This is a genomic window from Mycoplasma pogonae (assembly GCF_054170725.1).
This window is the reverse complement of the sequence record NZ_JBSWZS010000006.1, coordinates 1-13,393: the sequence shown is the minus strand read 5'-3', so window position 1 is coordinate 13,393 and position 13,393 is coordinate 1. Positions and strand designations below refer to the sequence as shown.

Here is a 13,393-nt window from a genome sequence, read left to right as displayed (position 1 = left end):
ATTAAGTTAGCCACTTTAATTTTAAAAAACAAACCCTAAAATTAAAATAACTAAAAATTTGCAATTTTTAAACAAAAATTTATTAATTAAATATGCATTAAATTAGTTAATAAATGCTAAAATTTCATGTGAAATTATTTAAGGAGAAAAAATGAATAATAAAAATTTAGATCATTTGTTTAATAAATTAAAAACTTACTGCGAAATCGAAGGAATGTCGCGTCACGAAGATGAGGTGGTTGAACAACTAAAAGCCAACACTAAAAATGCCGGAGTTGATTATGCACGTGATAATTTTGGGTCACTAATTATGACTAAAAAAGGGCAAACAACTGGACCAAAAATTTTACTAGCGGCACACATGGATGAAGTTGGTTACATTGTTTTAAGAATTTTAGACAATGGGCAATTACTAATTAAAGCAATCGGTGGAGTTTGACCAAATGTTGTAGTTGGAACTCGAGCAAAATTAATTACTACAGCAGGGAAGCTATTTTACGGAGTATTTGGACACACTTCAATTCACATTTTAGAACGTGATAAAATTACAAAAGCTGTTGAGCAAAAAGATTTATTTGCTGATTTTGGTTTTAAAGACAAAAAAGAGGCTGAAGAATTAGGTGTAGAAATTGGTGATAAAATTTATCTAAACGGTGAAACAATTCGTTTCCACAATGGAGATTTTGTTGGAGCTAAATCAATGGATAACCGTGCTGGAGTAACAGTTATTGATGAAATCGTTAATGCGTTAAAAAATGTTGAAACACCAAATCAACCTTACATTGTAGGAACAGTACAAGAAGAAGTAGGATTAAGGGGAGCAAAAACTTCAACATCAATTATTAAACCTGATGTTGCTTTCGCAATTGACACCGGAGCTGCACATGATACTCATGGAGCTTTACCAGGAACAAGCCATTTAGGTGGCGGGGTTGCTTTATGTGTGGCTGATGGGGGAACTTTAGCAAATCCAAAGTTATTGCAATTTTTAGTTGATTTAGGTAAAAAACACAATATTCCTGTCTATAAATTTGTTTCTCAAGGTGGAGGAACTGATGCTGAAGAATTACAATATGGACAAGGAGGAGTTCCTACTGTAAGTGTTTCAATTCCAACTCGTTATTTACACTCACCAATTGGAGTTGCTTCATTAAGTGACATGCAAGCTGTAATTGATTTAATGGTTGAATTTATTAAAACATTTGATGAATCAGCATTAAAACAAATCAAGCCACAATAAGCATTATTAAAAGTTAAGTTATCGTCTTAACTTTTTTTTTTTTTTTTGTTTTATAAAAAAGTTAAAAATTATTTAAAAAAAATAAGTTAATTTAAGTTTTTTCATTTAGAAGTATAATTTAAGAATTAGTATTTCAAAAGTTCTAATGCTTAAATTAGAAACTAATACTAAATATTTTTTAAAGGATAAATATGAAAAAATCAAAAATAACTAAATTTTTCTTAGCAGCAACACCAATTTTGCCATTAACAATTATTGCTTGTGGCCCCGCTGCCAATGAAGAACCTAAACAACCAGTAAATAAAGGAGCTAATATGAATATCACTTCAACTAGCGTCGATGCAAATGGAGTTTTAAAACCTGAATTTTCAAAAGGTTCAAATCGTTCACCGCAATTTTCATGAGATGCTGTACCCGGGGCTAAATCTTATGCAATTGCTTTAATTGATAAAGATGCTACTGATGTAGTTGGCGGGATTTTTTTTCACTGAATTGTTGGAAATATTAAAACTAACGCACTGCCTGAAAATGCCGCAGTCGAATTAAAAGAACAATTATTACAATTTGAGAATTCAACTTCTAAAAAATTTGGCAGCTCAATCATCCCCGCTAGTTTTCAAAAAGAAGTTGCTAACACATATTTTGGGCCTTATCCTCCAGATCAAGATCATTTATATGAGTTAACTGTAGTTGCTTTAAATACTGACAACGCTTTTGAAGGTTTGGATGTTTCTAAACCATTGTTTTTTCCAGATTTTGAAAAAGCAATTGCTGGTAAAGTTTTAAAAATGGATGTTTATAACTTTGTCGGACCTCAAGTTAAAGATGATCAAATTCAAGTAGCTAAAATAACTAATAAATATTTCAAATCAGAAGTACATGGCGTAATTAAAAATATTAAAATTAATGATAGCAACACTTTACCGAAAAAATATTTCGCTACTTTAAACTCAACAACTAATAAATATGAAGCCAAAGGTACACCAAAAATTTCATGAAATAAAGTTGATGGAGCTAAGTCATATTTTGTATTTTTAAACAATTCAAATAACATGGAAAAATGAGGTTTAGCTTTAAATAATTGAAATGTTTATGGTATTGCTCAACCAGCTGATGGTGATACAGTTGTATTAGAAGAAAATGGTAATTTCAAAACTACCCAAAATTCATATAGCAAAAATGTTATAAATCAAACATTACCCGAAACTTTATTAAACCAAACCGTTGATATCTCTACTGGAATGGGATTAGTGGATTATCCAGGTGTAACAGATACCAAAGGGTTTTATACAGTTTTTGTTTTTGCAACTGATTTAGATCCAACAACATTACCAAATTTTAAAACTAGCGTTGAAGCTCTAACAGCAATGCGAGGACATGTTTTAGCTCAAGGATTATTAAAGGTTAAAGCAGCTTAAAAAAGCATAAAAAATAGCAAGTTTATGGTTTGCTATTTTTTTATTGCAATATAATATCCAACACACACTTTTACATAAAAGAAATTATGCTTATATAAATTTTAAGTGGGTATTTTTATGTTTTGTTATTTAACATTTGCATTTTCAAAGCCAAAAAAGTTTTAATCTTTATTTAAAACTTAATAATGAAAAATAGCATCAAATCTGCTTTCTAAGATTGTGATGCTATTTTTTATTTATTTTTAATATTTCAAAAACTAATTACCTGCTGGGAGACACATACTAATTACTTCAAATTTATCTGGTAATTTTTGAGAATATTGGATAATTTTGTGACAAAGTGTATTGGGATTGATATTTTTTGCAGGATCATATTTGCCATAATTTGCCCCAATAACATCCGTTTTTGGTGAATTCAAAAGATAAGCTCGTTTTTTTTGGAAAGAAACACCAGGTCTAATTCTGGTACCTCCTCAATAAATTGCGGCTATTTTACCATTTTCATCCACAATTAATGAACCACTATTACCTTGCATAAGTTGAGAATATTCATCGCTGTTATATTCAAATGTAAATTCTGGACCTTTATTATTTTCTTTAGTATATTTAGCCTTGTGAATAATTTGATTATTGTATCCCAAACCACCATAACCATTCATAAAAAAACTTACAAAAAAACTACCATAATCTGAGTATAAATTTGTGTAGGCGTCACTAAAATCTAAAGGTGGCAACGTTGGTCATTTTTCAAAATCTTCTAAAACAGATGTTCAGTTTTCGACAGAAAGTTTATAGTAAAGAATTCTTTGTTTAATTAATTGTTTAATTTCTTTTAAATCAATAATCACAACTTGTACATCTATATCGTCAGGATCTATATTACCTAATTTGTCTTTTTTTGTTGTTTTGCTAATTGTTCAAAAATGCTTGATACTAAAATTATCATCTTTTTTCGTAAGTGTATCAATGTCGTATCAAAAATCAACATTTTTATGGTTTTTAAAAAATGAATTACCAATTTTTTTAAAAGTTGTTGCTGGGCCCATCGCAGCCAAAACATGCTTGTTTGTAATTACATAATATCTTTCGTCTTCAGGATCCGAAGGCTTAACTTTAGCAAACATTGTTCAAGTACCGCCTAAAAAAAATGTTCTAATACGCATTTCTTCAGTTAGTGGTGTGTCATTATGACCATAAACTTGACTAAGTGTTGGTGTGTAAGTGTTTTTGAATTTTTTATTACCAACATTTTTTCAATCTACATCTTCTTTTGTACTTAAATCATTTGAATTAACATTGACTTCAAATGGTTTTTTTGGATCAAATAAATAAGCTTTTGTTGGAAAATTTGATTGGGAAATTAAAAATTCATTTTTATCAAAGAAATCAGCAAAATCAAAATGCTTATATGCTTCAGGTAATTCAAATTTACCTAAGGTTTGGTTTTGATTATTTTCACTTGTAAAACTAAAATTTATAAATGATGTAAAGTATGAAAAAAATATTTTATTGTTTGCCTTAGCATCATAAATATTATCAGTTAATAATTTGGTGCTAGAAGATTTTTTCTTTAATGAAAAAATTAATTCATTATCAAGGCTATATTCTATTTTAATTGCAACATCGTCAATATCATTAATTTCTAAAACTTTTTTATTTTTAATTTCATTTAATGAAAATTTAATTCCGGCATTTTGTTTTTTATTGATATTTTCATGAATATTTTTGTTAAAGTGGTTTGATCAATATGAGTAAGTACCTTTATCAATTAATGTTGGTGAAGATTCTGAAATTTCTCATGCATGTCTTTTAAAATCTAAAAATAATCATAAATAAGGGTTGGAATGGGAAGGATCAGTTTTTAAAACATCATCAATTTCATTTAAGCTAAAATTTCAAGTAAAAACTTGACTTTTTTCATTAAAATTTCAATTTTTACGATTTAAAAGCGTATTTATTCTATAAAACTTTTCAAATGTATTTTCTGATTTTTGTTTGACCTTAAATTTATAATTTTCAAAACCTAAATTTGGATCTAAATAATTTTTGTAAGTTTGGTAAACTGCTGTTTGTTGATTTGCTAAAACTGGTATTGTTTCTGATGGTTTTTCTTCTTGTTTAGGCGAGACTTTTTCGATAATTTCTGTATTTTTTAATTCATTTTCTTCATCGTTATCGTTAACTTTGCTTGAGTTTTCTGATTTTTTTATTTCTTCAGAGGGTTTAATTTTAGGACTATTTACTACTGAATCTCGAGAATTCTCAGAATTATTTATTTCAGAGTTTTTGTTTTCTGGATTTTGAACCGCTTCAACTGCTTTTTTTGGCTTATTTGTTAAAGGTTGTTGGGTTTCGGTTGGTTTTTTATTCTCCGGATTATTAAGATTAGGTTCCTTAGGTTTTTCTTTTGACAAATCTTTAGAATTTTTTTCTTGATCCGGGATATATGATGGTAATTTTTTTTCTTCTTGTTTAGGTGCGGTATTTTCGATAATTTCTGTATTTTTTAATTCATTTTCTTCATCGTTATCGTTAACTTTGCTTGAGTTTTCTGATTTTTTTATTTCTTCAGAGGGTTTAATTTTAGGACTATTTACTGCTGAATCTCGAGAATTCTCAGAATTATTTATTTCAGAGTTTTTGTTTTCTGGATTTTGAACCGCTTCCGTTACTTTTTTCGGCTTATTTGGGAAGAGTTGGTTTTCGGTTGGGTTTTTATTCTCTGAATTATTAAGATTAGGTTCCTTAGGTTTTTCTTTTGACAACTCTTTAGAATTTTTTTCCTCTTGTTTAAAACCATTATTTTTAGAATTATCTAATTCATCTTTTGGTTTTTTGTCATCTAAAATAGGTTCTGTTTTTTTTGGCAAAGTAACATCAGAATTAGAAATACAAGAACTAACTATAGTGATGCTTGTTATTAACATCATTGGTATTAATAATTTTACTTTCTTATTTTTTTTCATTATTCACCTTAATTTTTTATTTTTTGCTTTTTATATTGAAATATAAAATTCAACACTTTCACACAAAAGAAATTATACTAGTTTGCATCTTAAGCGAGTATTTTTTTGTTTTTGTTTTAAAAATTTTGCTTTTTTGTTGTGTAAAATTAAGTTAATAATATTTTTTACTATTAAAATTTCTTTTTATTTTTTTAAATTGTGGATTTGTTTCTTATTAAAATTTTGGGTATTTACTTAACTAACTTATAAACACAATGTCACAAATAATCATTTTTTGGTTTTTTCCCATAATATAATTGTTGATAATTTATATCAAGTTCATTTTTATTTTTGTCAATAGTGGATTAGCTTTTTCATATCTTTTTCCACTAAGATTATATAAAATGCAACGACTATCATTAATCGTTGCATTTTATATTTCAATTCGGAAAATAGCAAGTTTGTGATTTGCTATTTTTCATTTTTTTATCAATTAGAAATTCTTAAACCGTTTTCATCACGCATTGAACCAGTAATTGCCAAAAATAAATCAACCAAATATCATCCAGTTCAACCTAAAAATATTTTAAAAATAAATAAACCAATTCTTCCTGCATATAAACGATCTAAACCGATGAATCCTAAAAATAATGAAAGTAAAACTAATGTAGTTTTGCTTTTATTTGAAACAATTTCTACCTATTCAACAATTTCAATTTCATTATTAACATTGTTGTTTTGTTCCATAAATATTCTCACTTTCTAAGTATTAAAACTTTTTATATAGTTTTGTATAAATTTTAACTTTTTTTAGAAAATTTTAACAAAATTACTCATTTCTAACTAAATATAAGTGAAAAAATATCTTTTTTTTCATAGTTATAAATTTTCTAATTTTAAACTAAATTTTGCAGTGAATTAAAAAATATGAAAAATTTTAATTTGATAATTAATTGTAACTTTAACTAAAAATGTAGCTGATTTTTTAAACTAAATCCTAAGGAATTAAAAAATTTTACTCTGATACACCAGAATTATTCTGTTGTTTTGAATCTTGTTTTTTAGATTGATTAGTTTTAGATGAAACAATTTTATTTTGAATTTCTTGTAAAAATGCTCCAGCAATCACCCCGGAAGGGATGGCAATTAGAGCAACGGCAACAACCGAAATAATCATCACTATAAATTTTGCAGTATCAGAGTGTGGCGTAAAATCACCATATCCAATTGTTGTTAGCGTAATTGTTGTAGCATACAAACTATTTCAAAAACTTGTTACAACTCCATTTGATAAATTTTGATAATCAGCATTATTTAAATAATCTTGCACACCAGGATTAGATTTGATTCATGTTTCTTGTTGTTCACTCAGTCATGTATTTTCGTTATTTCAAATAACAAGAGCAAATAGCAAAATTAACACCACTACTAAAACAAAAACGTAGGATAAAATTTTGCCCTGCTTTTGAAAAACATTAAAAATAATTTTAAAAGGAGTAAAAATTTTTAAAACTAATAGCAAACGTAAAATTTTAATCATATTAAAATTTTTAAAAAATTGCACATGTCAGCTCTTAGTATCTAAATCAGCTGCAATAACAGTTAGAGAATTTAGTGATGCCAAAATACAAAATAAAATAACTATACCGCCATAACTAAACGGATAGCGTAAATAGGTTTTTCATAAAGGTTCATTTTTATTTTTTACAAAAATATAAGTAACAAAATGAATCACATAATCAACAATGAAAATAATTAATGCAATCGCTTGCGAAGTTGCAATAAAAATATTTCAATTTTTTTGAATTGTTGGATCAAATTTAAACAACGTACCAAACGATACCAAACAAGCAAAAGCAATTATGGCTGCATATAAATATTTAAATGGTTTAACTCATTTGCGTAAATTATCCTTATTTTCATTGGGATCAAATGTTGATCAAGCAACTTGATGTAAAAACTGCAAAATTGCAGAATTATATAAAAAATTTTTTGTCATGAATTTATTATATCAAAGCTATAAATCTTTAAAAATGTTAATTTATGTTAAAAATTTAAAACATTAAATTTAATTTAACAACTAAACTAATTTTTAAAAAACTAAAATTTAATTTGATGTTTCACTAATTTGTTAATTTTCAAAAATAAACCACTACCTAAAAAAGAAATGCGAGCACTAAAGGGGCTTGGGTGCGATAGTTGGATAATATGTTGTTGTGTCAAGTTAATTTCAGTAATAATTTCTTGGGCTTTGGAACCTAAAAGCACAAATACCAAATCTTTTTTATGAGTCACTAAATATTGAAGAGCATTTTTAGTAAAAATTTCTCATCCTCGGTGATAATGTGAGGTCGGAAGATTTTGCTCCACAGTTAAAACACGATTAAGCAACAATACACCTTGTTTCGCCCAATGATCTAATTGACCGCCGTGAATTTCTGTTTCAGGATAATTGTTTTTGAGTTCTTGAAAAATGTTTTTTAAAGATGGTGGTAATTTTATTGAGTGAGTTGAAAAAGCTAGCCCATCAGCCATACCAGGAGTATGATAAGGGTCTTGACCAAGAATTACAACTTGCGTTTTTGCAAATGGGCAAAGTTGAAAAGCACGAAATCAATTAGCTTTTGTTGGAAAAATCACTTTCTTTTCTTGATTTTGTTGTTCTAAAAAATTTCATAATTCTTGAAAATAAGGCTTTTGTTTTTCTTGTAAAATAAAATCTTTTCAATTTAAAGTTCCAAATTCTGGAAGTCTTTCATTTTTATTATTCATAATTTACTTTCTAAATTTATCAATTAATTTTTAGGATTTTTATTTTTAATAATGATGCGCATATAAGGGATAATCGGTCTTTGTTGTTGGTCATAATAACTTAAAACAAGGTGGCCTTCAATGATGTTACCTTTTTGACCGCTTCGATAATAATCTTCTACAAATTTTTTACTTAATCCTCTTGATGCTAAATCTTGATATAGTTTACCTTGACCTTGACCAATAATTTGAAATTGCTCAGGATTATATTTTTCCAAAAAAGTAATTGGAACACCAATGTGGCCGGCATAATCATAGGGAATAAAACTAATGCGATCTACATTAATGCCATTATAATTATCGTATTTAGGATACATAACCGGATTATCTTTATATGAATATACTAAAGGAATTTGTTGAATTCTTTGTGCTGTAATTAAATTAGTAAATCAATTGATATTGCCGAATTTTTTAAAATTTAAATTGGGTTCTAAAAATTTGTATATTTTTTTGTAACCTAATCACATTCGATCATTTTGAATATAACTAAAAATTTCTTTATAAGTGATGGCATTTTTGTTACCTACAACTAAGAAACTTAAATTATATTGCATTAAAATATCAATAAATTCGCGAAATAAACTAAATGGTGGGTTAGTAATTACAATACCATTAGGGTATTTCTTTGCAAAATCCGGAATGCTTTTTTGAAAAGGGATACCTTTATTAGTTTCGGGATTATAATGAGCATAGGTAATAGATTTTATGTCTCATTTATCTTTGACAGACTCTAGAAATTGCGAAAAAGCAAAAGCATCATTAATTCCTTTTACTAGCTTTCCAAGTCTAATAGTTGTTTGTTGAATTGGCGTTAAAGCATTTCAATCATAATCACAAGGACAAAAAATATCTTTACCTTGCAATTGATGTTTATAGTTACTTAGTTCAGCTTTAACATCATTAAAAGTAGTGTAAAACTCATCATTTTTTTGTTTTTTTGCTTGTGATAAACTTATATTTTTTTGCATATTCCCTTTTCTTTGCATTAATTATAAACTTTTCACAAAAATATAAAAAAACCTCAAATAATTTTGAGGTTGAAGATATATTAGCAAAAATTTATTTATGATGCAAAATAATAACTAAAGCCAGAAATTATAAAAGCAAGAGCAATAACAACTAAAATAAAAATTAATAATTTAACAAATAATTTATTTTTAAATTTGTAAAATAATGTAATTTTAATTATTAGTGTGATAGCAAATAACAACAAAGCAATAATAAGCGAAATAATTAAAAATATCATTTTATTTTAACAAATTCAAATAACTGCTAACCTTGGATTTAACTGCTTCAATCCCCGCTTGATTAATTTTACGCAAATCTCATGCCTGAGGGTGAGCTTGAAAGTATTTTTCTACTTCTGCACTAAAAACTTTTAATAAATCCGTTGCTACATTCACCTTATTAATCCCGCTTGCTACAGCTTCTAAAATTAATTGATCACTTAAGCCGCTTGTTCCATGCATGACAAGTGGTAATTTCAAAGCGGCTTTTACAGCTTTTACTAAGTTAAAGTCTAATTCTGCTTCAAACTTATAAATTCCATGAGAAGTTCCAAAAGCAATTGCTAGTGAATCAGGTTTTGTAGCTTGAGCAAATTCAACAATGGTGTCAACATCATGAAGCACAATTTTATCAGCTACAATGTTATCTTCCTTACCACCAATAGTACCAATTTCTAATTCTAAAAATACATTGTTTTTTTTAGCAATTAAAGCGGCTTGTTGAGATTGAGTGATATTTTCTTTTAGCGGCAATAATGAACCATCAAACATTACTGAATTAAAGCCATCAGCAATTGCTTTTTGCAAAAGTGCTAAATCCTGGCAGTGATCCAAATGCAAAATAAAAGGATGTGACGAAACTGTCAAAACATGTTTTAGCATTGGAACTAAATAATCATAACCAGCATAATTTAAAGCTCCTTGAGTTACTTGAATAATGACTGGTTGATCACTTGTTTCACAAGCAGCAACCACGCCTTGTAACGTTTCGAGATTTACAACATTAAAAGCTAAAATTGCTCGATTAGAATGATTAGCTTTGCTAAATACTTCAAATGGGTTAACTAACATATTTTCCTTTTAATTAATCGATTCTTATTTTTCCATAATTTCTTTTAATGCATCAGCTACATGTTCAACATCTGTACCGATAATAATTTGATATCCTTTATTTCCAGCTCGCACAATCCCTCTTGCCCCAGTTTTCATAATTTCGGAATCACTAATTTTATCTTTAGAATTATCTGTCACAATTAAGCGTAACCTTGTAGCACAGTTTTCAACAATTTCAATATTTTGCTTTCCTATAATTTGCATAATTTGATAAGCCATAACTTCATGAGGTGTATTAATATTTTTTGGCATAGTTTCAGCAGCAGTTGCTACAATTGGTGCTTCACCAATTGGAATAGGTTCAGTACTAAAAGTAGGTATAACCACTTGATCTGTAGCAAATCCAGTTGCTTTTTCTCTTCCTGGAATTGGAATATTTTTGAATTTGATTACAAAACTGAAAACACCAAAATATAACAAGAACATAATGGCAGCAAATAATCAAATTCACAATGGATTAGCAATAACTGAACCATTTGCATTTGCCATGTTTCATGACATTGGCGCTGAAACAATGTAATCAATAAACCCAGCACTAAAGCCAATTCCTAATGAAATTCCAGTTCAAGTTACAAACATATAAATTAATGCAGTCATAAAGGCATTAGCTAAATATAATGTTGGTGAAATAAAGATAAAAGCAAAAATTAATGGCTCATCAATTCCGGTTAGAAAAGCAACGATTGTTGTACCACCATAAAAGAACAACATTTGCTTACGCTTATCTTTATCAGAAGTTAAAATCATTGCAAGTGCAGCTCCTGGCAATCCACCTAAAAACAATGGAAAGAACCCGGTTGTAAATATTCCTGATCCTAAAATTCCTCGGTTAAAAGCAGTAATATCACCATTGACCTCAACTGCCGGTCCGGTTGGATTAGAAACAACTGCCCCAGACACCGGTAGTTGGAATCACATAAATGTATTTAAAATATGGTGTAATCCAAAAGGTTGCAATAATCTATTAAATAATGCATAAACTGCCGCTGCAGCTCCTTTTCCGTATCCACTAGCATTAGATAAACCTTGACCCATTTTTAATAAACCTAGTTGTAATCAAGGATAAATAATTGCAAAAATTAAACTCAAAGGTAAAATTGTAAATACGCCAAGCATAGGTATAAAACGCCGTCCACCAAAAAATGATAAAGCTTGAGGTAATTCAATGCTTTTGTAACGATTATAAATTCAAGCCGTTAAACCTCCGCAAATAATCCCACCCACTACACCAGTGTCTAGTTGATAAACAACTTTAGCATTTTTTAAAAAATATAGCAGCGAAGTTTTACCTCCTAAATCTTCAGAAACTAAAACACTTTGATAAATTTTGCTTGCAAGCATGCCGTCTTTCAACATGGCTGTCATTCCAAATCAAACAACAGCACTAACAAGTGCAGCTTCACCGCGTAAGTCTTTGGTTAAGCCAAAGCCAACTCCAATTGCAAAAACAATTGCTAAATTATCAAAAATTATGCCACCAGGTGTGGAAATAATTTTGCCAATAAATTGCTGTACTTCACTAATCCCTTCAGAATTATTAGCTTGAGGATCACTAATTAAAGCACCGATTCTTAATAATAAAGCGGCAACTGGTAAGACAGCAATTGGAAACATTAAAGCTTTTCCTAAACGTTGTAATTGATTTAAAATGCGATTGAAAAAAGCCTTAAATCGATTTGGAAGATGTTGCTTTTTAACTCCTTGTAAAACTTTTATCATTATTACCTTCTTTCTGCTTTAGCTAAAGTTTCTGGACTTAATAAACTAGCTGCAGCAGCATCAATTACAAACTCGCAGTTAGGATGGAGTTGTAAATAACTGGCAGTAACTTGACTATTTGGGCGATCTTCTAACATTTGTTTTGTAACTAAAGCTTTATGTTTTCCATAAGCAACCATAATTGCCCTTTTAGTATGTTTTAAAATGGTTTGAACTCCCATAGTAATTGCTTGTTTGGGCGAATCTTGGTAAGAGGTAAATTTAGCTTTAGCAATCATATCTTCGATTGTTTCTCGTGTTAAGTTAGTTACATGTGTAAAAGACTCAAATGGTGTGCCAGGTTCGTTGTAAGCCATATGGCCATTAATGCCTAAACTAATATATTGAAAATCAATTGGATTTTGGGCAATTAGCTTTTCATAATTGTTGGCTTCCATTTCTGGGATAGCAGCTTGAGAGTTAGGGATGTGAATGTTTTGAGGTTTAACATCAATATGATTAAATAAATTGGTTCGCATTTGCTGAATGAATGCTTCAGGATGAGTTGGATCAATACCTACAAATTCATCTAAATTAAATGTAGTAACATTTTTTCATGATGTGTGATTAAATTGGTGATCTTTAATAATATATTTATAAGCTTCAATCGGTGAAACCCCAGTTGCAAACCCAATTACTGAATTAGGTTGTGTCTTTACTTGATCAATAAATTTTTGGGCACAATATTTTTGTAAATCATCTATATTTTTAAAAATAACTAATTTCATTTTAACTCCCGATAATTTTAATGTTATAAAAAGTTATATTTTTATAATAACATTATATAACTAAAAAAATAAAGTAATAAAAAATTGTAATTATTAAAATTACAATTTCATAATTCAAATATGTAGTCTTAATTAATCAAGAAAAAATTTTATTTAGTTGTTAAATTCAAATCTCAATGCAGCTGATATTAATTTATTATGCGGTGAGCTTGGATCAAATTTACTTTTTGCAATATCTAAATGTAAATCAATTTTTTCATTAGGATTAATTTTAAGGTTTATAATTATTTGATCTTGAAATAAATTAACAGCCCTAATAATGTTGTCTATAACTAAAAAATTATTGTATTTTGATAAATCGATATCATAATTA

11 protein-coding genes are annotated in these 13,393 nt (G+C 28.4%); 3 read left to right on the top strand and 8 right to left on the bottom strand.

Annotation, left to right across the window (positions count from 1 at the left end):
* The first annotated feature begins 151 nt into the window (after nt 1-151).
* Nucleotides 152-1,240, top strand: coding sequence for a M42 family metallopeptidase (locus ACW95P_RS02800; protein WP_457961718.1), 1,089 nt, complete (start codon nt 152-154; stop codon nt 1,238-1,240).
* A gap of 191 nt (nt 1,241-1,431) precedes the next feature.
* Nucleotides 1,432-2,658: a YbhB/YbcL family Raf kinase inhibitor-like protein gene (locus ACW95P_RS02795; RefSeq protein WP_457961717.1), complete on the top strand. Its 1,227-nt coding sequence runs from the start codon at nt 1,432-1,434 to the stop codon at nt 2,656-2,658.
* A gap of 257 nt (nt 2,659-2,915) precedes the next feature.
* Here the strand turns inward: ACW95P_RS02795 and ACW95P_RS02790 are convergent, their stop codons facing one another.
* Nucleotides 2,916-5,624: a hypothetical protein gene (locus ACW95P_RS02790; protein ID WP_457961716.1), complete on the bottom strand. Its 2,709-nt coding sequence runs from the start codon at nt 5,622-5,624 to the stop codon at nt 2,916-2,918.
* Between the two features lie 442 nt (nt 5,625-6,066).
* Between ACW95P_RS02790 and ACW95P_RS02785 the strand changes: the two genes are divergently transcribed.
* Entirely contained in the window at nt 6,067-6,369 is a 303-nt protein-coding gene (locus tag ACW95P_RS02785; RefSeq protein ID WP_457961715.1) for a hypothetical protein, read from the top strand.
* Nucleotides 6,370-6,618: 249 nt separating this feature from the next.
* On the opposite strand, the gene ACW95P_RS02780 is transcribed toward ACW95P_RS02785, so the two are convergent.
* From ACW95P_RS02780 to ACW95P_RS02750, 7 genes are all read right to left on the bottom strand, one after another.
* Nucleotides 6,619-7,602 (bottom strand): potassium channel family protein, encoded by a 984-nt coding sequence (locus ACW95P_RS02780; protein ID WP_457961714.1) that lies wholly within the window; start codon nt 7,600-7,602, stop codon nt 6,619-6,621.
* Between the two features lie 101 nt (nt 7,603-7,703).
* Nucleotides 7,704-8,375, bottom strand: coding sequence for a uracil-DNA glycosylase (locus tag ACW95P_RS02775; protein WP_457961713.1), 672 nt, complete (start codon nt 8,373-8,375; stop codon nt 7,704-7,706).
* Nucleotides 8,376-8,398: 23 nt separating this feature from the next.
* Entirely contained in the window at nt 8,399-9,382 is a 984-nt protein-coding gene (locus tag ACW95P_RS02770; RefSeq protein WP_457961712.1) for an adenine-specific methyltransferase EcoRI family protein, read from the bottom strand.
* Nucleotides 9,383-9,661: 279 nt separating this feature from the next.
* Nucleotides 9,662-10,492, bottom strand: coding sequence for a class II fructose-bisphosphate aldolase (locus tag ACW95P_RS02765; protein ID WP_457961711.1), 831 nt, complete (start codon nt 10,490-10,492; stop codon nt 9,662-9,664).
* A 24-nt stretch (nt 10,493-10,516) separates the two neighbouring features.
* Entirely contained in the window at nt 10,517-12,253 is a 1,737-nt protein-coding gene (locus ACW95P_RS02760; RefSeq protein ID WP_457961710.1) for a PTS transporter subunit EIIC, read from the bottom strand.
* Nucleotides 12,254-12,255: 2 nt separating this feature from the next.
* The gene (locus ACW95P_RS02755) at nt 12,256-13,020 is read right to left on the bottom strand and encodes a glucosamine-6-phosphate deaminase (RefSeq protein ID WP_457961709.1); all 765 of its coding nucleotides are present in this window, start codon (nt 13,018-13,020) and stop codon (nt 12,256-12,258) included.
* Nucleotides 13,021-13,173: 153 nt separating this feature from the next.
* Nucleotides 13,174-13,393: hypothetical protein (locus ACW95P_RS02750; protein ID WP_457961708.1), on the bottom strand; the 220-nt coding region annotated here is incomplete at its 5' end.